This is a genomic window from Methylobacterium sp. NEAU K (assembly GCF_030700285.1).
Lineage (GTDB): Bacteria > Pseudomonadota > Alphaproteobacteria > Rhizobiales > Beijerinckiaceae > Methylobacterium.
In genome coordinates this window covers 1-16,809 of record NZ_JAUYZJ010000063.1, presented here as the reverse complement: position 1 = coordinate 16,809, position 16,809 = coordinate 1, and the positions used below count along the sequence as shown (strand labels likewise).

The window sequence follows — 16,809 nt, the reverse complement described above, 5'->3', positions numbered from 1 at the left end:
CTAGGGTCTGAACTCAATCAGCTTGGCCGTGATGATGTCCGAGAAGGGTGGCGAGCGGACGCTCAAATGCTACGGTTAGCCAGTGATCGTCCCGATTGGGTATCTGTCATGTTACTGTATCTAATTCCATATGTCGCGCTTTTGTTGCTAATATTTGGTTTCGCCGTTGGCTATCGTAAAGGTAAGCAGCGACCAAGATTAGGGTTAAAATCGCCGCTGAGTTTATTTTTAATCATATTAGCAGCAATAATATTTACTAAGGCTATAGACAAGAATGGATTTTCTGGCAATGCAGGGCATATCATATTCTTGATAAGCTCTTGCCTACTTTATGCTTCTCTTTGGATCGGAGCTTCAATCGGAGGCTGGGCAAGTAAATTTGGTCACCGAAAAGTTTCCTGAGTTGCAACGTCCATGACAAGGCCGCAATTCTGCTTCCACACTCAACCTGACCGTCCGCAATGGGTCGAAAGCGGGCGGCCCTCCCAGGGTCAAGCTGATTAGGTTTTGACCCTAGCATAAAGTCAAACTACGTAGGCGGTTGCGCCAGTCGCCCCTCGTGACGACCGTGCATGAGGGGGACTGACAGTGGCACCTCGCTTCTTCTTCGACGTATCGAGCGACGAGGAAACGATCTTAGATCTTGAGGGCGTCGAGGCTGCGGACCTCGATGAGGCACTCGCTGAGGCACGCGGTGTCATCGCCGAAATGGCCGGTGCGGTGATCGAAACCGATCCGGACCGATCCTGGACGATGATTGTGCGGGATGAAGCGGGATCAGTTGTGGGCCGTCTGCCGATCAAACGATGAGGCGGTTTCCGCTCGATAGCCTACAGAACCCAGACGACCACTACGGCAAGCGCCGCCTCCGCACGATGCAGCTGCCGCGCGGGTCGGCCTGGGCGCGGTAAGGGTCTGCGCATCGTGGCGCATCCAGAACTGCGGTAGGATCGCCCGCAGCAGGGAGGCGTTGACGATGGCAAGGACCGAGAGAGGCCAATACCGGTTCACCGCAAAGAAGGACGCCGACGGGCGCCCTCACCTCGTCCTGGAGTCAAAAGGTGAGCCGATCTCAGCTTTCGGGGGCGCGCTGCTGAGCTTCGATCTGCGGGATAGCGTGAACTACGCCCATGCTCAGCAAATCGCGGAAATCCTGAACGACCAGGTGACCGGCCTGTCGGTGACGTTCTTCGACAAAGCGGCGGATGCCTAAGGCCAGAACGTCCGCATCACTGCCAATCCTCCGGCATCTGAGCCCGCGCGACCCCGAGTTGGCGCAGCACTTCGTCCTCGCGTTCCCGGCTGATCGCCATGGCCTGCATGCTCACCGTGCGCTTGATGCTGGCGATGGTCGACGACAGCACCTCGGCGAACAGCACCGGCAGCGGCAGGTTGCGGTAACCGAGTTCGCGGTATCGGAAGCTGTGAGCCTGATGCGCCGGGCCGAGCCATTCCACCATGTCGGCAAGCCGGTCGTCAGTGGCCTTGAACCCTTGGGCCACCGCCAGCCCGTAGAGGGCGACGAGGTTGTGCCCGATGGCGGGGTTCTTCAGACCGCCGACCTTCGCCCCAGGGTCGGCACCGTGGCTGAGTAGGTACGCCTTCAAGGCCAGTTCAGTCGCGTGGCACAGCAGGAACAGCGCGGGCGCCATCAGCGCGACGTCCGAAACCATTTCCCGGCTGGAGTGAACGAGCAGCGCCGCGCGGTGGTACGCCTCGGCCTCCTTGACGTAGCCGACCGCCATTTCATGCGGCGGGCGCGGCAGCGGTGGCTTAGCGGGCAGCAGTTCCTCGTCTTCACTCACAGGAACCCACTCCCTGAGTGCCCCTTAAAGGCGTTCGCCCGCCGGATGTACCCGACCACCGTCCGCGGATCCCGGTGGCCGGACTGATCCATGATCCAGGCGATGTCGGCCCCGCGCTCGGCAGCCACGTTGCCACGTGACAGCGTGGTCACGTCAGGGGCGGCCCTGCATTGGTCTGCTTCGCCAGCGTGCCCTTCCCGGCCTTGATGCCGGCTCGGACGCCCATCAGAAACGGCGTCATCCCGCCGGGAATACCCGGCTCGCCAGGGACGGCCGGGATAGTGTTGTTCACGCCCTGCACGGTTTGAAATCCGATTTTGAAGCCCTCAGAGAAATCGTCGTGCGGAACCTTGTCGCTGGCCGTCGTCATCGTCCCTCCCGCGTTGTCACGTGACCACGTGGCTACTCGCCCCGGTTCAGAGCGTCGAAATCCCGCCCGTGCTGGCGCAGCACCATCCGAAGACCCTCGATGTAGAGGTCATGCGGCTTGCAGTCGGTAGCCGCGGCAATCTCACGGAGCGCCTTGAACACCTTCGGGTGCGCGTAGATTGAGGCATGAGGTTTCTCATACCGGACCCGGCGCTTGTAACCCTCCGGACCGGCTGGTTCATCCGCCAAGCGTTCGGCCGCCACGTTGCCCCGTGGAAGCGTTGTAACGTCATCACGCTGTAACGTGGCCACGTCTTCACGTTGGCTCGTGATAGCGGGGTCGCGTGGCGCTTCGACGGCTGGCGCCTGGGCGGCGAGCCGGGCGAGTTGGTCGTGGATGGACGGGCGGGGTTTTTTGCTCATGCCTTCGCGCCTCCGAGCTGCGCCTTGATCCACTGCCACAGCAGGCGGACCTCGACGGCCGCCTTGCCCTTGGGCGCCAGTTCGGTGACGCCCTGCCCTGTTGTCATTGAGTCCAGGAAATCTGAGCGCGTCGCCACCATCGAGGGCGCCAGCGCACCGGTGCTCACGAGCGCCGTCGCCGCGTCGAGCGTACGGGCCTGCGTGGTCGGGTTGCACTGGTTGAGCACGAAGGCGAACGGCCTCGACAGAAGCCGAAGTTGCTCCACCGTCGGCCGTGCCGCTTCGACATCGAGGATCGACGGTTTCACCGGCAGGAGGCACAGGCTCGCCTCGCGCAGCACGAGCGCCACGTCGGGACCGAACCGACCGGGCGTGTCGACGATCACCAGCGAGACCGCGCCGGCCTTCCGGATCCGGCCGAGCGTGCCGGCGAACGCCGACGGCTCGACCCGCTGCACGTCCAGGCCGTTCGCCTCGCGCCGCTTCCCCCAGCCCGCAAGCGACGCCTGCGGATCCGTGTCGAGCGCCACAACCATCTCCCCGTCCTGCATGGCCGCGACGGCGAGCGAGGCCGCCAGCGTGGATTTCCCGCTGCCGCCCTTCTGTGTGGTCAGAGCCAGAACGCGCATTACAGGCCCGCCATCCCGGCCGGGTTCTGTTTGAAGAGCTGCCCGGACCGGATGTAGCCGCTCGTCGTGTCGAAGCGCTTGTGCCGGAGCTGCCGCTGGATCGCGTGCCCCGGCGCGTCATTGGCCGCAGCCGATGTGGCGAGCCCGGACCGGAGCGAGTGCCCGGCATAAGCCGTCGCAAGCCGCCGCGCCTCCTCCGGGGAGTGCCCTTCCGCTAGTGCTGACGCCTCGACCGTACGCTGGACGATCCGAGCCACCGCCCGATCTGTCACCGCCTCGGTGCCGATACGGCCGTGCCGGTCGATTGGTCGGAACACCGGCCCCTCTTTCAGGTGGGCAGCCTTGATCCACGCGCGATAGCTGCGCACCGGGCAGGTCTCCGGGTTCGAGCCATAGGGTACGCCGATCTCGGCGCCCTCGGCCTGCTGGTCCGTCTTGCTGCGGGAGAGGTGGATCACGAGGCCGTCGGGTCGCTCCTCGATCCAGGCGCCGCCATCCTTGCGGGTGACTTCGAGCCCCGCGAGTTCGGACCGGCGCAGTGCCGCGGCAAAGCCAACCAGGATCAGCGCCCGATCGCGCTTTCCGGCGAGTGTGTCAGGCAGGATCGCCACGGCGCGGCGAAGGTCCACCGTCATCAGGGGGCGCTTCTTCACTGCGGGCTGACCGTGCGCCCTCTTGATGCCGCGCCACGCGTCCCGGAACGCCGCCGAGGCGGTATCGAGCTGGAAGCCCGCCGCGGCATGCTGCTCACGGATCGCGGCGAGCCGACGTTGCAACGTGACAACTTTCAACGTGGTAGCGTGGTCGATCAGGTAGGACAGCACAGCCGCTGGGCTCGCCGGCAGGGCGCATTCGCGCCGAGCTTCGCACCAGGACGCGAAGGCTCGCACGTCGCTGGCATAGGCCCGACGCGTGTTCTCGGCTCGCGCTTGACCGGCGTACTCACGCGCCCGATCGGCGAACGCCTGCAGGCCAGTCGGTGAGGGGAGGGTGACTTCCGTGCTCAAGGCTGAGTTTCCTCGGCCAGCGGTTCGCCTTCGTCGACCGCCGAGGTGATCTGGTTCCGCACGAGCTTCAAGGCGGCTTGCACTGGATCAGCCCAGTCAGGCCGCTGGGCCTTCTGGATGGCTTCGGTCGGCACGAGGACGAAGAACCGCGTCCGCCCCCTTGAGCGAGCATGCCAAAAGCCACGAACCTCGACGCCATCCGCCGTCGGGCGCGCCTTGATGATGAAGTCCTGCCCGGCGTGTGAGAAGGGAAGGCGAGGTGGCTTCTGTGGCATGCTGTCTTCTGGTGTCCGATAATCTCTTCTTATCGGACCTTAGACCCCCACGCGGAAACTGGCAACGGGATCGCGCTACCACGTTACAACGTGATCACGTGTAGACGTGACAGATAGGATGTGAGTTCACTATCTCCGGCGAGACCAGCCGCGAACGCGATCGGGATGTGCGCGAGGCCGAGATACAGGCAGTCGCCTAGTCCCGGGCAGGCGCGGACCACCTCTGAAGCTGACACACCCCTGCAAAGTTTCGTGCTGAGCATCCGGCCCGTGCCGATGGCACACCACCAGGGCCCGCACTAGCTCAAGCCAGCCCTGATAGTGGGACAGCACCAAGGAGGGAGATCACCCGATGAAGATGACCGCCATGATCGTCACGGCCGCCGTTGCGCTCTTTGCGGGGGGCGCGGCACAAGCGATGCCCGTCGCGCCCTTGGCTCGGGGCGACGCATCCCTGACCCTCGTGCGTGGCGGCTGTGGTTTTGGTGAGCATCGCGGCCCATTCGGCGGCTGTCGTCTCAACCGCGGGCCGCGTGGCGCCATCCGACGCTCGCTGACCGGTGCGCCCCGTGGCTGCCCGCCCGGAATGATCCGCGGCCCGCGCGGCTTCTGTCACCGCTGACGATCGCGCCTGACATGCGCGAGGCCGGAGCGAACTGCGATGATGCAAAGGCTCCGGCCAGCTTCGCTCTGGCTAAGCCACTGATGATTGGGGAAGATTCTCGGTGGGTACGCGCCAAGCTGGTGGCAGCTGCCATGCTGCTGTTGTTCGCGTTGCTCATCGTCGTGGCGCGTGGGATCGCGCATCTGTCGTGATCAAGCCTCAAAGCGAACCAGGGTCATGGACGGGGCAGGGGCTCCGCGATAGCTCTCCGGCATGGCCAAAGAGATCCCTTCCGTCGGCGACCTGCGCCGCAAATCTGAGATCACCGACACGGAGATCGCAGCCGCGACGGTCGCCTACCTGAAGGATGAGAATGCGGAGCCGTTCGTCTTCGAGTCCGGCCACCGGGTCGATGTCGCCAAGGCGATCGAGATGCACCCGCAGGCCAAGAAGCTGCTGGCTGACGAGGCCACCACGCCCGGCCTGCGCCGCACGATGGTGATGACCGCCGTCATCATGGGCTTCCCGGTTCAGGGATGAGTGACGATCCCGAGGCCGCACACGAGCGCGCCGCGACCCAGCACATAATGAGGCGCCTCGACGGGTTCGCCCGCGGCCTGGGCCTCGACGAGGCGATCACGCGGCAGATCGTCGAGAAGGTCGTCGCCGACATGCCGGTGCACACGGACGAAGAGCGCTTGGCTGAGGCGCGCGCACGGATGATCGTGGCCTCGGCGTAGCGAGGCGGCGGTCCGCAGGCCAGAAGCGGTGTGACCCCGAGGCACTGGCGACCCTCGCGTCAGCATGGCAGGTCGGCGCGATGCCAAGCCCCGACCCGCAGACCTGTGAAGTTAAAATCGAGGGCGCATGGCGTGCCGTCAGCCTGGACGAGGCTGCGTCTCACCACACCATGGCGGTCAAGCGCTGCCCGACCTGCCACGGGAGGGTGATAATCCTTGGCGCCTACAGCGGCCCCAGCGTTCGCCGATCCATGTCCCACCGGAGGTCACACAGCGGCTGCCCCATGCAAGGTGACACGTACTCCGGCAGGCCGTCGCCGCATCCGCAGGCGCTGGCATAGCCCTGGATCTGCCCCGCAGCCCGATCTGATGAGAAAAGCCCGCCCTGGTATTCCAGGTGCGGGCTTGTTGCGACTGCGCCGACGAGGCCGCACTGCGAGACCGTACCTCCGGGTCTCGGTGCTGCTCTTCCGACGCTCAGCCCCCAGCCGATCGCTGACAGCAACCTCGACCTTTATGGTTAATAGATCGTTGCGGCCGGTCGGCACCCGCACCGCGTTGTCAGCCCCGCCGCACGATCTGATCGCGGGCTCGTGGGAGAGGTCGTCTATCTCACCGGCGTGCTGGCAGGATCGCCGCCCGCGGTTGGGCGAGCATGAACGATCACGCGTGGAGGTCGCCGCCGCTTGGCACGCGCGGGTCGCGCGGGGCAGGGCCTGCCCATCATCGCCAATTCCTGCGCCGTCCCGACGAGCGCATAACCGGGCATTGGAAGCGCCGGAGGGCAGCATTGCCGGAGAGCGAGCACCCGCCCGTGTCAGCGTGATCAATGGGCGGAGAGACCTCAGCCATCCATTTACGAACTAGCCACTGCGATGAAACCACTACTCTTCTACCGAGAGGCTTGGGGGTGGTCGCCCGTTTTACCTCGCTGACGCGTTGGTCATTAGATCCAACGTTGCCTCTCGACCGTGACGGTGAAAAAATGAGCGAAGACAGCGATCCGATCCCGGAAGCGGCGGCAGCGCTCGCTGACCCAGGTAGCCTCGGTAGGAGCGCCCGCTACGAGGCTGGCCAGGTCCAGACGCTGTCCGGCTTCGGTGACCGTTTAGCGCGTGAGGTCGTCCAGGGCCTCGTGCGGTCAGCTATCGCCCGAGGAGGCGATCCCGCCGCTCGGCTTCAGCAATTCCGCACGTTGCAGGAGGCAGCAATCGCGATGTCGCGAGACCCTGCCGTGGCTCAGACTGCCGAGCAGCTTGTCCGTGCGATCGACCTGAGCCTGCAGGAACTGGCTGTGGTGAAGTCGTAGGCTGACCGGGCCGATTGTGTGGGCACCCATCGACTGCACATGGAGGTGGCGCGATGCGGGGAAGCGACCACTGGTGAATGCCCAGTAGGGGATAGCCCTACGTTTACTATGTGCCCCGGCAAAATCCGTAAGGCGCCGATGCCTGAACCTTAAAATTGAATATCAGAAAGGTAAATAAAAACGTGATTTAAATAAAGATCTCTGAAAATGCCCCCTCTGTGCCTGTGAGGTCAGCTTGCGTCCGCGCTCCTCATGCTAACGGCAGCCCATGAACTTAGCGAGCGCAAAAAATCCCCCGGCCCTGAAACCCGCATCGACTCAGCTGCGTACCCGCGGGCTCAGGAAACTCCAGCAAGGATCTCCAACCGTGAACAACTTCGCATGGCTCCGCAGAAAACGGGGCCGCAGACCGTCTCTGGCTCTCGTCGTGGCAGCAGGCATCGCGGCGGTAGCAATCTGGCTGCTCATCTACCAAGTCTCCGGGCGCATCATCTGGTTATGGTAGTCGGAGTATTCAGGATTTGTATTCCTCTGGCTCAGCGCCAAGATATGCGCCGAGTAGATAGCCCGTTTGATGTGTGAAAAGATATCCAAATAATATAAGCAGATGCAGCATCCTTGTTTCTGAAAATATCATAAAAAATGTAAAAAAACCAACGAATATCAGCGATGATGATAGATACAAAGCAATGACGTTGCAAAGCCAGCCGATTATAATACCAATTGTCAATAGGATAGCGGCGACGATCACGACTTGACCCTTGTTTTGGTTAATAGATAAAATCTTATGATTTATTCCTGTCCGTTCTTATCTCTATATATGCTGTGGAATCGGCAATCTACCCCTGTCTTTGATCTTGACGACTTGCACGGATGAGAGGAGCGCGACGAAGAGGGTGCCGCTTCGGCAATCGCTATCCAGCGCGGTTCGAGGAAGCGGCGATCACGCAGCCAAGCTGCTGCAGATCATCCGCCGGACCATCGGCCCTCACGGGCCTGCGGTGACATCGCCTACATCGCGGTCGGCTTGGGCGTGAAGCGGGGCCGCAAGCGGTTCGATCCCGAGGACATCGCGCGGTTTCGGGATCGGCAGCGACCGGTGGAATGGCCACCTAAGCCGACGCAAAACCGGAGACGTGCTCCCGCGGCGCCCGCGCAGAAGGTCATCGACTTCAGGGTCTTGCTGAAGGACCTGCGTGCCAAGAAGCGGGCGGCTCGGGAGAGCGGGCGGCAGACGCCGTGAGCGTCCTCCTTAAGGAGGCGGCGGGCGTATCACCACGACCGCGGGCGGACTGACGATCCACTTCGGTGCGGTCGTCTGATGGGATGGATCGCGCCGCGGGAGCCTGTCGCTCGCCGCATAGACGAGGTCAGGGCCGAACCGAACCAGCACGATCAAGGCGATGAGGGCTGTACGCATGGTAGGGGAACGACCGGGGCCGACGAGCGCTCCCGCCAGGGCAGCGTCAGCGCCCCTTCCGGGCGAACTCCCACACCGGCACTCCCCACTCCTGACCCGGCTTGGTCCGGTAGGCCGAGCCTCGCTCGAACACGAGCCGATCCGCCTCGACTGCCTGCACTCGGTCACCCGTGACCATCAGCGCGCCGCAGAAGTCGAGCCGGAGCGTGCCGTGCTCAGGATGGACAGCAAATAGCTGCGCTGCCGTCCAGCCGAGCCCGTGCGCCTCGGCGCCGAGCCGGGTGATGAAATCGAGGCACCCCTCCCGCATCGGGCTCCAGCGAACCGGCGAGAGGTAGCGGCAGGGCGAGGCGTGCGGGGAGATCGCCTCGATGGAGCCGTGCCAGAGCGCGACGGGGTTCGGAAGCAGGGTAGGGGCGAGACCGGCTGACATGCCGCCGAGCTACGGCAGGATGGGGTCGCGAGCCATGCGGCCAGAAGCGGAGTTGCCGCGCGGTGAGCCAACCCGCCCTTCGCCTCGACCCACTCGCAGGCGGACGTGGGGCCACCCACTTACAGGAGATGATCACCTTCAAGCCGAACCCCCACAAGCTGCGGGTCACCCCATCCTCGAAAGAGCCCGGCCGGTTCGATTGGTCGGTCACGCGGGACGATGTGGTGGTGCGCCAGTCGGCCCGATCCTTCGGCTCGGAGGAGGCCTCGGAGGCGAACGGCGATGCGGCGTTCCGAGAGATCACGTCGCGTTGGCAGAACGGACGATAGAACGCGAGCGCAGGCGGGCATTCTAGCCGCCTTTCGCATCGTCAAAGCCTAAACGGCAGCCTCCGAGGCAATCCTGACACGGGAGCGCCCGGTGACGGCCAGTCGGCAGTGACAGTCCGGAATGGCGGTCCGTCCAGTCCAGACCACTCGCCGCCGTTCCAGTTCCGTTCTATCTGCTCGAACCTGCGGTGCGGGGTCGGCGATATGGCAAGGCGAGGCGTGCTCGTGCGGGCCGAAGAGGTCGCCTTCCTGGAGGAGGCCCGGAGCTGGCGGCAGCAATGCGTCCTGGTCCTGACCAGGGCCAAACCGCAGGGGCCGCTCGACAACGCGACCTCGAAGGTGATCAAGGCGATCGATGATGTCGCTGAAGCCGTGACCGGCGACCGGCGGACCTTCTACCAGCGGGATGCGACGACGCCCGGCACGGCACTGCCGCCTGTGAAGTGGCGCACCGTCGAGTAGATCAGTGCCGATCAAAGCGCCGCGCTCGGCTCCTGGCGGGCATCCAGCCGAAGCAGCGTGAAACTCTCACGGGCGATCTCCCCGTCTCGAAGGACGCGCCTCACCTTCAGCGTGGCAACGGCGTCCACGTTGACGAGAGTGCGGTTCAGCTCGGCAAGTTCAGAGGAGGGGATCGCTCGGTCGATGCTGCCCTTTACGGGCCCCCGACTTACGCTGCGGAACTCGAATTGGTGGGCATCGGGCAAAACGCCGCCTAACTGCCCTTCGATCTGCTCCTCCGTCTCGGTGACCCGCGTAGAGGAGGCACGTTCCGCTGCCCGCGAGACAGCCTCAGGCCCGAACGAACGATCCTCGTCTCCTGCGAGCAGCCGGAACGTGGCGCCGCTCGTCCTCATAAGCGAGAAGAACTCCTGGGCCGTCGTCAGGACACGCTGGTCGATCTTCTCGACAGCGGCGCGGAATTTGTCCTCGCTGGTCTCACCGAACGCGCTTAGGAGCTGCGCGGCGTTATCGACGGCGACCTTGAGGGATGTGTCGATCGCTTCGCCTTGTGGCTCGACTTCTTCGAGGAGGAAGCCGAAGGAGCCGCGAACGACGTTGGTGATGTGCAACGTGGCCGCGCCCTTGTTCGGCACGATCCCGCGCTGGCCCAGCGCCCCAGCCTCGTCAGCCATGAGCTTCGCGACGAGATCCTGGAACTTGGTGACAGCATTGCCGCCGAACTCGGACTCAATGCCACGCGAACCGGCCACCGGCTTGCCGCCGAAGAACAGGGCCGCCGATGCGGTCGGAACCTTCGGTTCATCCGTCATCCCCGCAAGGGCGGCTGCGATTTCGTCGCGGCGCGCCTCAAGGCCCATGCGGGTGATGATGTCGCTGGCCGTGAGTTGATCGAGCAGCGCCGTCACGGCGGCGAACTCGGCCGCGTGCTGATCCCTCTCGATCTTCTTCAGGGCGCTCATGGCATCACTCCCGTCGTAGAAGTTGCCGCTGGGGCGAGGGCCGCAAGCGCGGCGGCATCATCCGCCGCGTCCTCTAAACGAACCTGCAACATCCCTTTCCAGAGGCCGTCCACCCTGCGGTGGGAGAACAGGCCCAGCCAATATCGAGACACGCTGACGATGCTCTCGGCGTCGCCACCGAGGTCAACCGGGAATGCATCAAGCAGGAAATTCGTCTTGATGCCAACTCGATCAAATAGGTGACGGCGCGCTCCCGCCCACAAGGCAAGATCGGTATCTGACTGCGCATGCGCTGGGCGCCGGAAGAAGGTCACGACATCCATGTCGTTCGGCTCCTTCTGCTCCACGAAACTCCCGTCCAGCCACTGAAAACCGTGGGTGACCCCCGCGGCCCGCAACTGCGCTCTATAGCCGAGCCAGCCCGTTAGGATGGCCCGCCGCCGATCTGACCCGCCAAGGGTGTGCACCACCTCCAGGGCGCTCGCGACATAGGGCGTCATATCCTGCGCAAGACCACCGGGACCATGCGGCCCAATGAACGGCGGGATCACACCATCAATGGTGAAGCCGGGGATCGGCATCTCAGATCCTCAGTGCTCGTCCCGCGTGCCGTCCTTCCGCTCCCGGAACCGGATCCCGGCCCCACCGCCGTTCTCGGGGATGAACTCCAGACCCGCAGCCTCGAAAGCGGCGATCAGCGCACGCATATTGGCGCCCATCATCCTGGCGCTTTCGGGCTTAGCCTCGAATGCCTCAATCGTCGGCGCCGGCACCTTCGACGCCTCGAACAAATCTGCCTGCCGCCACCCCAGCATCGCGCGCGCGGCGCGGCACAGCCTGGGTGTCAGGCGGATCGGTTTTTCCGGCATCGGTCACAATCTCCGACACCAATAATACGGGGGGAGGGCAGGAAACTCAATGGCTGAGCCATAGGTCTATTGACAGGCCAGACCCTGCTGCTAAGCCTATGGCTGTTCCCTAGGTTGAGGGTTAGGCCATGGCCCACCGCACCGTTTCTTGGACCAAGCTCTCCCGCAGCCTGCATGACAGCCGCCCGGCGATCCCCGTCGGGCTGCTCAGCGCCCGCGCCCTCTGCCAGGGCTTTGCCCGGTTCCAGCGCCGCCCCTTCGTTGTCGCCGGCAAGTTCGATCGCTCCGCGATCATGGCCGCAGCCGCGGTCGCCGCGACCAACCTGCAGGAGCGCTACGGCCTCACCCGCGCCGCAGCCCTGTCCACCGCCCTCAAGGCCGCTTGGCAGGCCGCCAAGATGGCCCGCACCGCCGCCGCGCACTGAGGCTCGCGTCATGACCGCCCGCATCAACCGCCGCGCTCTGGCCGCCAGCCTTCTCTCCGCCACGGCCGTCCCCGCCATCGCTGCCGACCCCGCCCTGCGCGGCGACGATACCGCCCGGCTCTCCGACCACGCCGCCCTCTGGTCCCGCATGCCGCTGCCGTTCACGCCCGCCGAGGCGTGGCACCTGTTGTCGCCCGCCACGCAGGCCGAGATCGGCGCCGCCGTGATCGGCATGGCGCTCGCCGACTACGTGTCCGGCGACATGCACGACGCGGCCGACCACTTCCACGACGACGCTCTGCGCGGCGACTGCATGGAGGCACGGGACGCGCTGCTGAACCGGATCAGCGACCGCCTCTGGTCCCTGTTCCCCGACCTCTACGGCCCCGATGGTGATCATCCGCCTTGGGCCCTCGACAGCGGGTTTACGTCGTGACCGCGCCTCTTACCCGCCGCTCTGCGCTGGCCGCCGCCATGGCCCTCGCCGCCTACCGCTCCACGTGTGCCGCCGCCGACCCGTTCCCGGTCGCGATCCGCCGGGCTCAGTCCGCCGATGCCGCCTGCCGCGAGGCCGGGCGCTTTGCCCGCGAGATCCAGGCCGCCGGCCTCGCCCTCCCCGCTGACTGGCGCGTCTACCGCATCGGCCTGCAGCAAGCCCGCACCGCCGCCCGGTCCGAGCTTCACGCCCTGACACCCTCGACGCCCGAGGCCGCCGTGGCGCTCGTCGCCTACTACCGCGACCGTGCCGAGGCGTCCGGCGATCCCATCGCCTTCCGTGCGGCTCGCCGTCGGCTCCGCAAGGTCGCCCAGCGGCAGGGTTCGGCTGCCCTTGATGTCACGCCACTAGCCCGCGCCTCGCCGGACTAGGGCCGACCAACCCGACGCCCCGCGTCGGCTTCCCCCTCCACCACCGACCCACCGCCACGAGCCCTCACCGGAGCCCGAACGATGACGCACGTCCGAATTCCCGATTTTAGCCAGTCCGCCCCGGTCCGCAGCACGGCTGCCCCCAGCGCCGCGCGCCGCCGGCTCTCGGTCGATGGCCGCTACCTCATCAACCTCCCGAACGAGCGCCTGCCTGGCGAGGACGAGGTCTGGGAGATCGTCGAGCCCATCCGGGCCGAGACCCCACACAGCCGCGGCTTCCGCTTCCTCGAACTCGCCGGCGAGCTGCTGGCGGCCGTCGCCATCATCGGTGGCGGCATGGTGCTCACCGGCCTCGCCTCGCTCCTCTGACCCAACCCGCAACCCGAGCGGGCCGGCTGCCCGCGTACCTCACCCGAGGATCCCGCGATGTCCTTCCGTGCCTCCCTCAAGAACCTGATCCGCCGTGATGCCGAGCGCCCGAGCCTTCGGGAGCGTGCGGCCGACCTGCAGGCCGACCTCTCGCGCGTCGTCCGGCAGCCAGTCGCTCCCGAACCCACTCCCGACTTCGCCAGCCAAGTCGCGCAGGCCGCCCCCGATCACGATGTGCTGGCGTCCAGCGGCATCGACCACCGCGACGGGACCGTGTCGTACTGCGACGCCACCGGGAAGGTCTCACGTCGCCCGATGGCGCACTGGATCTGCTTCAACGCCCAGCAGATGCACAGCCGCGTGCAGGGCGAGATGGGGCGCCGGCGCGTCCTTGAGGCCAACCACCTCTCGGCCGGCGAGCATACGGATTGGGAGGCTCGGATCCGTCGTGAGCTGCGCAGCGACGCCGTGCATGCGCTCGCATTCCGGCACGACCGTGCGTTCAAGGTCGCCCAGGCTCTCCGGAATGGGACCGAGCCTGCCACGCCGGCGCTGCGCGCGCAGGGCGACGCCGAGCTTCTTGCGCTTGCCCCGCTCTGGGAGGCGGCGGTGGACCTCTATCAGCAGCGGACCGACGAGGAAAACGCCATCGACGCTGCCGCCAGTGAGGACGGAGGGCCCGGCGCCGCGCCGGAAGGCTCCGGCCCGGAGTGGCAGGCATGGTTTCAGCAGAAGGAAGATTGGCGCGAGCGGACCGGCATGGCGGCGGCCGAGGAGGCAGTGCGCGAGGCCGGAACCGCCCTCTACAGGGTCGAGACACAGATCGCAGAGCTACCCGCCGCCTCTCTGGCTGGGCTCAAGCTCAAGGCCCGCGTCGCCCAGCGCAGCGACGACATCGGCGTCGACTGGCCTGATGGTCTTGGCCCTGGCCTCGCCCGGGACATTCTGACGTTCACCGAAGCCGAGGCATCTCCGCCGAAACCCGTGACCTGCATCGCGGACCGGATCGACTTCGCGTCCGCTACGCTCAAAGAGTTGCAGGCCATCCACGACACGGCGCAGCTCGTCGGGGACGTGGCCCAAGCTGCGGTCTGGCAGGGCCGGTGTCAGGCTCCTGCCGCTCAGAAGCGTCTGGGCGTGGACTACAACGCGGCCGGCGACCTGATGGCGTGGTTGTCTGACGAGCTGACCAACGTCGAGCACCTCGCCATCAAGCAGGTGAAGAAGCGCCAGCCGGACGACAGGTGGGACCGGGGCTCGCGCCTCGCCTGGATCGCACCCTCGATCATCCAGAACGAGGACACGGCCGAGACTGCCGCCTTCATCGGAGAACTGGCGACCTTCCTCGCTGACGAGGCGAAGGGCTGACCGCCCCGCCCTTTTCCATGGCCGTGCGTACCGCCCCGGCCGAACCTGCCGGGCGCCCCCTCACATCCCGAGACTGACCATGGGCGACGTGCTCACCTTCACCCCGCGTCCGAAGCCGGCCGCTCCTGAGGACATGGAACCGCTGGCCGGGCCTGCACTCCGCGCCAGCCTGGAGGAGGCGGCCCAGACCGCCCTCGACGCGGCGGACCGCATCATCACCGTGCTGAACCGCCTCGACGGGGATCCCGACCTGGAGGACGGCGGAGACGACGAGCCGTCCCTGGCCGCGCCCGAGCACGCCGCCAGCTCTCGGCTGGTCTACATGCGCGGGAACGACCAAGACCGCGAGGCGGAGGCGCCTAAGACCGCGCGGTCGGAGGTGGCGACTGGACCGCAGCCCGAGCCGATCGTCCTTCCGTGGCGTGGTCAGGGCAACGTCATCGCGGCGGTCGGTGTGGCGTTGCTGGAGATGGTAGGCGTAGCCGGCCGCTAAACTAGCGGTTGAGCGGATCAGAGCATCCACGGCCGCCTTTGTCGCTGAGGGGCGAGCGGTAGGCGGACGTGGATGGCCAGCCAAACGCCGGCGGCGCCGAGCTAATGTCTGAAAGTTGACACTTGGTTGCCAGGACCGGCCGGCCATCACGGATGGCGCTCATCCGATGTTACGAACGGCCCCAAGACTGGAGCGGATCAGGAAACCAGCGCGAGCCGCCAGCCCATAAAGCAAAAGAACAGCATGAACAGCGCGCCCCCGGCGAACCGCAGAACGTAGCGAACCCGCTGGGGTGTCAGCTTGATCATAAGGGCCCTCTAGCTAGCGAGAAGACCAGTTCTGGCGAGATCCTGACATACGGACGCTGCTCGCCCACCTCATGCGGATCCTGCCACGAGGCGGTCGGCGCCTTGCTGTAAGCGGAGGAGCCGGTGGCCGGTCGCGCAGACGTTGGCGCAGGCGCGAACACTGAAGCTCCCTTCTAAGGCTACGGCGTCCGAGTGATTGACGGCGCAACCGCGTGGGAGGAGGCTCAGCGTGGGGGCGGCTACGGAGTTAGCCACCATGAGCGACTTCGATCACATCCTGAACTGGAAGCTCCTTCGCGGTTCACACCCCTTCCCCGGCCCAGAGGGAGGCACCTGCATCAATGAGGCGGCCATTGTCGCGTGCGGGTTCGGCTACCGGCCCGTGCGTTCGGTACACGCCATGCCCGCATGCTTCTCCCGCCCGATCTGTGAGCTTGCCATGCAGCTGAATGACAACGCGACGAACACGCAGCGACAGCGCCTGATGCCGTTCGTGACGCGGCTGGCCTGTGCGGACAAGCCAGGGGTTGAGCAAGAGCGGGCCCGTTATATCGAGGCACATATCGGTTCCCCACTGTTCCCGGATTTTTTCAGCTTCGACAAAGGGCTAGAAGCTCTCGAAGGTGCGCTCGCTATTGGGCAGCAAGCGGATCCGCTCGGCCTGGATGAGGCCGCAAGCCGGCTGGACGCGGTGCGCTGTTCAGCCAAGCTGTCGAAGAAGCCCTCTAGCTCTTTGCCTGCGAAGGTGAAGGGATGGTGGGGCCTGCAACAGGCGCTTGAGAACGTAGGGTGATACCCAGCTGCGGGACGGTGCTGCGGAAACTCAGGCGTCAGATCAGGACGCCCGTAGGAAGGGCCTGTCGCACACAGGAACAGGCTCGCGTTCATGGGGTGTTAGGCATACCGACCCAGCTTGCCGCTCCGCTCCGGAGCCGCCCCATGATCCTCCTCGCCCTCAAGCTGAAGTGAGAAGCTCGCGGGGACTTCAACGGCCGGACTTCCTATGCGGCTAGTGTACCCAGCTCGCGGTCTCGACGGCGTGGAGCACGATGAACTCGGAGCACAACTGCTCCAGGTCGTTGCGAGGCTCCAGCTCCGGCTGATCGTGCTTGGCAGTTGCCCACGCCTCAACCGCGGCCTCGGCGCCCAGGTACACCGCCATCTCTTGCGTGCGCGAACGGGCTGGCCCGAAGCCGAGTCGGTCTCCAACCTCGCGCTCCACGGCCGCCATCGCCTCAAGAATGCGGAAATGGGTGATGTGCATCTCGGTCATGCTGACACTCCGCTCGACAGGGGTGTCTCGGATGCTCGCAGTTGGGCGCTCATGGCTTTGAACCGGCCGT

General features: G+C 65.5%; 28 protein-coding genes. 17 read left to right on the top strand and 11 right to left on the bottom strand.

Annotation, left to right across the window (positions count from 1 at the left end; genetic code table 11):
• The 3 genes from Q8W67_RS26390 to Q8W67_RS26380 all read left to right on the top strand — a co-directional run.
• Positions 1-402, top strand: a 402-nt coding sequence (locus Q8W67_RS26390) for a hypothetical protein (protein ID WP_305545841.1), incomplete at its 5' end; no start/stop codon positions are given.
• Between the two features lie 186 nt (positions 403-588).
• On the top strand, positions 589-810 hold the full coding sequence (locus tag Q8W67_RS26385; RefSeq protein WP_305551156.1) for a hypothetical protein: 222 nt from the start codon (positions 589-591) through the stop codon (positions 808-810).
• Positions 811-976: 166 nt separating this feature from the next.
• Positions 977-1,213 (top strand): hypothetical protein, encoded by a 237-nt coding sequence (locus Q8W67_RS26380; protein WP_305551154.1) that lies wholly within the window; start codon positions 977-979, stop codon positions 1,211-1,213.
• A 16-nt stretch (positions 1,214-1,229) separates the two neighbouring features.
• Here the strand turns inward: Q8W67_RS26380 and Q8W67_RS26375 are convergent, their stop codons facing one another.
• From Q8W67_RS26375 to Q8W67_RS26350, 6 genes are all read right to left on the bottom strand, one after another.
• Entirely contained in the window at positions 1,230-1,805 is a 576-nt protein-coding gene (locus Q8W67_RS26375) for a hypothetical protein (RefSeq protein ID WP_305551152.1), read from the bottom strand.
• 148 nt (positions 1,806-1,953) lie between these two features.
• On the bottom strand, positions 1,954-2,175 hold the full coding sequence (locus Q8W67_RS26370; RefSeq protein ID WP_305551150.1) for a hypothetical protein: 222 nt from the start codon (positions 2,173-2,175) through the stop codon (positions 1,954-1,956).
• A gap of 32 nt (positions 2,176-2,207) precedes the next feature.
• A complete protein-coding gene (locus tag Q8W67_RS26365; RefSeq protein WP_305551148.1) occupies positions 2,208-2,597 on the bottom strand; it encodes a hypothetical protein in 390 nt (129 codons plus the stop codon).
• On the bottom strand, positions 2,594-3,226 hold the full coding sequence (locus tag Q8W67_RS26360; protein ID WP_305551146.1) for a ParA family protein: 633 nt from the start codon (positions 3,224-3,226) through the stop codon (positions 2,594-2,596). Before Q8W67_RS26360 ends, Q8W67_RS26365 begins: the two co-directional genes overlap by 4 nt.
• Positions 3,226-4,233 (bottom strand): tyrosine-type recombinase/integrase, encoded by a 1,008-nt coding sequence (locus Q8W67_RS26355; RefSeq protein WP_305551144.1) that lies wholly within the window; start codon positions 4,231-4,233, stop codon positions 3,226-3,228. Before Q8W67_RS26355 ends, Q8W67_RS26360 begins: the two co-directional genes overlap by 1 nt.
• Complete coding sequence (locus Q8W67_RS26350; RefSeq protein WP_305551142.1) at positions 4,230-4,508, bottom strand: hypothetical protein; 279 nt, start codon at positions 4,506-4,508, stop codon at positions 4,230-4,232. Before Q8W67_RS26350 ends, Q8W67_RS26355 begins: the two co-directional genes overlap by 4 nt.
• Positions 4,509-4,860: 352 nt before the next feature.
• On the opposite strand from Q8W67_RS26350, the gene Q8W67_RS26345 reads away from it, so the two are divergent.
• The 5 genes from Q8W67_RS26345 (at position 4,861) to Q8W67_RS26325 (ending at position 7,161) form a co-directional block, all read left to right on the top strand.
• Positions 4,861-5,130: a GCG_CRPN prefix-to-repeats domain-containing protein gene (locus Q8W67_RS26345; protein ID WP_305551140.1), complete on the top strand. Its 270-nt coding sequence runs from the start codon at positions 4,861-4,863 to the stop codon at positions 5,128-5,130.
• 14 nt (positions 5,131-5,144) lie between these two features.
• Positions 5,145-5,324, top strand: coding sequence for a hypothetical protein (locus tag Q8W67_RS26340; RefSeq protein ID WP_305551138.1), 180 nt, complete (start codon positions 5,145-5,147; stop codon positions 5,322-5,324).
• Between the two features lie 61 nt (positions 5,325-5,385).
• Positions 5,386-5,652, top strand: a complete 267-nt coding sequence (locus Q8W67_RS26335; protein ID WP_305551136.1) for a hypothetical protein — start codon at positions 5,386-5,388, stop codon at positions 5,650-5,652.
• Entirely contained in the window at positions 5,649-5,852 is a 204-nt protein-coding gene (locus tag Q8W67_RS26330; RefSeq protein ID WP_305551134.1) for a hypothetical protein, read from the top strand. The genes Q8W67_RS26335 and Q8W67_RS26330 overlap by 4 nt, the downstream gene beginning before the upstream one ends.
• A 985-nt stretch (positions 5,853-6,837) precedes the next feature.
• A complete protein-coding gene (locus Q8W67_RS26325; protein ID WP_305551132.1) occupies positions 6,838-7,161 on the top strand; it encodes a hypothetical protein in 324 nt (107 codons plus the stop codon).
• 1,466 nt (positions 7,162-8,627) lie between these two features.
• Here Q8W67_RS26325 and Q8W67_RS26320 read toward each other — a convergent pair.
• Complete coding sequence (locus tag Q8W67_RS26320; protein ID WP_305551130.1) at positions 8,628-9,014, bottom strand: hypothetical protein; 387 nt, start codon at positions 9,012-9,014, stop codon at positions 8,628-8,630.
• 62 nt (positions 9,015-9,076) lie between these two features.
• Between Q8W67_RS26320 and Q8W67_RS26315 the strand changes: the two genes are divergently transcribed.
• A complete protein-coding gene (locus tag Q8W67_RS26315) occupies positions 9,077-9,343 on the top strand; it encodes a hypothetical protein (protein WP_305551128.1) in 267 nt (88 codons plus the stop codon).
• 225 nt (positions 9,344-9,568) lie between these two features.
• Complete coding sequence (locus tag Q8W67_RS26310; RefSeq protein WP_305551122.1) at positions 9,569-9,805, top strand: hypothetical protein; 237 nt, start codon at positions 9,569-9,571, stop codon at positions 9,803-9,805.
• A gap of 11 nt (positions 9,806-9,816) precedes the next feature.
• On the opposite strand, the gene Q8W67_RS26305 is transcribed toward Q8W67_RS26310, so the two are convergent.
• The 3 genes from Q8W67_RS26305 to Q8W67_RS26295 are packed head-to-tail and all read right to left on the bottom strand — an operon-like array spanning position 9,817 to position 11,636.
• Entirely contained in the window at positions 9,817-10,767 is a 951-nt protein-coding gene (locus tag Q8W67_RS26305; protein ID WP_305551115.1) for a hypothetical protein, read from the bottom strand.
• Entirely contained in the window at positions 10,764-11,348 is a 585-nt protein-coding gene (locus Q8W67_RS26300) for a hypothetical protein (protein ID WP_305551113.1), read from the bottom strand. The genes Q8W67_RS26305 and Q8W67_RS26300 overlap by 4 nt, the downstream gene beginning before the upstream one ends.
• A gap of 9 nt (positions 11,349-11,357) precedes the next feature.
• Positions 11,358-11,636 (bottom strand): XRE family transcriptional regulator, encoded by a 279-nt coding sequence (locus Q8W67_RS26295; protein WP_305551111.1) that lies wholly within the window; start codon positions 11,634-11,636, stop codon positions 11,358-11,360.
• A gap of 128 nt (positions 11,637-11,764) precedes the next feature.
• On the opposite strand from Q8W67_RS26295, the gene Q8W67_RS26290 reads away from it, so the two are divergent.
• The 7 genes from Q8W67_RS26290 (at position 11,765) to Q8W67_RS26260 (ending at position 16,259) form a co-directional block, all read left to right on the top strand.
• A complete protein-coding gene (locus tag Q8W67_RS26290) occupies positions 11,765-12,061 on the top strand; it encodes a hypothetical protein (RefSeq protein ID WP_305551110.1) in 297 nt (98 codons plus the stop codon).
• 10 nt (positions 12,062-12,071) lie between these two features.
• On the top strand, positions 12,072-12,497 hold the full coding sequence (locus Q8W67_RS26285) for a hypothetical protein (protein WP_305551108.1): 426 nt from the start codon (positions 12,072-12,074) through the stop codon (positions 12,495-12,497).
• Complete coding sequence (locus Q8W67_RS26280; RefSeq protein ID WP_305551106.1) at positions 12,494-12,928, top strand: penicillin-binding protein; 435 nt, start codon at positions 12,494-12,496, stop codon at positions 12,926-12,928. The genes Q8W67_RS26285 and Q8W67_RS26280 overlap by 4 nt, the downstream gene beginning before the upstream one ends.
• 81 nt (positions 12,929-13,009) lie before the next feature.
• The gene (locus Q8W67_RS26275; protein WP_305551104.1) at positions 13,010-13,297 is read left to right on the top strand and encodes a hypothetical protein; all 288 of its coding nucleotides are present in this window, start codon (positions 13,010-13,012) and stop codon (positions 13,295-13,297) included.
• Between the two features lie 57 nt (positions 13,298-13,354).
• Complete coding sequence (locus tag Q8W67_RS26270; protein WP_305551102.1) at positions 13,355-14,665, top strand: hypothetical protein; 1,311 nt, start codon at positions 13,355-13,357, stop codon at positions 14,663-14,665.
• Positions 14,666-14,744: 79 nt separating this feature from the next.
• Positions 14,745-15,158 (top strand): hypothetical protein, encoded by a 414-nt coding sequence (locus Q8W67_RS26265; protein ID WP_305551100.1) that lies wholly within the window; start codon positions 14,745-14,747, stop codon positions 15,156-15,158.
• A gap of 564 nt (positions 15,159-15,722) precedes the next feature.
• Positions 15,723-16,259, top strand: coding sequence for a hypothetical protein (locus Q8W67_RS26260; RefSeq protein WP_305550384.1), 537 nt, complete (start codon positions 15,723-15,725; stop codon positions 16,257-16,259).
• A 216-nt stretch (positions 16,260-16,475) separates the two neighbouring features.
• Here the strand turns inward: Q8W67_RS26260 and Q8W67_RS26255 are convergent, their stop codons facing one another.
• Positions 16,476-16,739, bottom strand: coding sequence for a hypothetical protein (locus Q8W67_RS26255; protein ID WP_305550385.1), 264 nt, complete (start codon positions 16,737-16,739; stop codon positions 16,476-16,478).
• Between the last annotated feature and the right edge of the window lie 70 nt (positions 16,740-16,809).

Bases quoted from the DNA above. Each gene is read 5' to 3' on its own strand.
- Q8W67_RS26380 (WP_305551154.1), top strand. From the start codon at position 977: ATGGCAAGGACCGAGAGAGGCCAATACCGGTTCACCGCAAAGAAGGAC.
- Q8W67_RS26370 (WP_305551150.1), bottom strand. From the start codon at position 2,175: ATGACGACGGCCAGCGACAAGGTTCCGCACGACGATTTCTCTGAGGGC.
- Q8W67_RS26365 (WP_305551148.1), bottom strand. From the start codon at position 2,597: ATGAGCAAAAAACCCCGCCCGTCCATCCACGACCAACTCGCCCGGCTC.
- Q8W67_RS26360 (WP_305551146.1), bottom strand. From the start codon at position 3,226: ATGCGCGTTCTGGCTCTGACCACACAGAAGGGCGGCAGCGGGAAATCC.
- Q8W67_RS26350 (WP_305551142.1), bottom strand. From the start codon at position 4,508: ATGCCACAGAAGCCACCTCGCCTTCCCTTCTCACACGCCGGGCAGGAC.
- Q8W67_RS26345 (WP_305551140.1), top strand. From the start codon at position 4,861: ATGAAGATGACCGCCATGATCGTCACGGCCGCCGTTGCGCTCTTTGCG.
- Q8W67_RS26340 (WP_305551138.1), top strand. From the start codon at position 5,145: ATGCGCGAGGCCGGAGCGAACTGCGATGATGCAAAGGCTCCGGCCAGC.
- Q8W67_RS26335 (WP_305551136.1), top strand. From the start codon at position 5,386: ATGGCCAAAGAGATCCCTTCCGTCGGCGACCTGCGCCGCAAATCTGAG.
- Q8W67_RS26330 (WP_305551134.1), top strand. From the start codon at position 5,649: ATGAGTGACGATCCCGAGGCCGCACACGAGCGCGCCGCGACCCAGCAC.
- Q8W67_RS26325 (WP_305551132.1), top strand. From the start codon at position 6,838: ATGAGCGAAGACAGCGATCCGATCCCGGAAGCGGCGGCAGCGCTCGCT.
- Q8W67_RS26320 (WP_305551130.1), bottom strand. From the start codon at position 9,014: ATGTCAGCCGGTCTCGCCCCTACCCTGCTTCCGAACCCCGTCGCGCTC.
- Q8W67_RS26305 (WP_305551115.1), bottom strand. From the start codon at position 10,767: ATGAGCGCCCTGAAGAAGATCGAGAGGGATCAGCACGCGGCCGAGTTC.
- Q8W67_RS26300 (WP_305551113.1), bottom strand. From the start codon at position 11,348: ATGCCGATCCCCGGCTTCACCATTGATGGTGTGATCCCGCCGTTCATT.
- Q8W67_RS26295 (WP_305551111.1), bottom strand. From the start codon at position 11,636: ATGCCGGAAAAACCGATCCGCCTGACACCCAGGCTGTGCCGCGCCGCG.
- Q8W67_RS26290 (WP_305551110.1), top strand. From the start codon at position 11,765: ATGGCCCACCGCACCGTTTCTTGGACCAAGCTCTCCCGCAGCCTGCAT.
- Q8W67_RS26285 (WP_305551108.1), top strand. From the start codon at position 12,072: ATGACCGCCCGCATCAACCGCCGCGCTCTGGCCGCCAGCCTTCTCTCC.
- Q8W67_RS26275 (WP_305551104.1), top strand. From the start codon at position 13,010: ATGACGCACGTCCGAATTCCCGATTTTAGCCAGTCCGCCCCGGTCCGC.
- Q8W67_RS26270 (WP_305551102.1), top strand. From the start codon at position 13,355: ATGTCCTTCCGTGCCTCCCTCAAGAACCTGATCCGCCGTGATGCCGAG.
- Q8W67_RS26265 (WP_305551100.1), top strand. From the start codon at position 14,745: ATGGGCGACGTGCTCACCTTCACCCCGCGTCCGAAGCCGGCCGCTCCT.
- Q8W67_RS26260 (WP_305550384.1), top strand. From the start codon at position 15,723: ATGAGCGACTTCGATCACATCCTGAACTGGAAGCTCCTTCGCGGTTCA.
- Q8W67_RS26255 (WP_305550385.1), bottom strand. From the start codon at position 16,739: ATGACCGAGATGCACATCACCCATTTCCGCATTCTTGAGGCGATGGCG.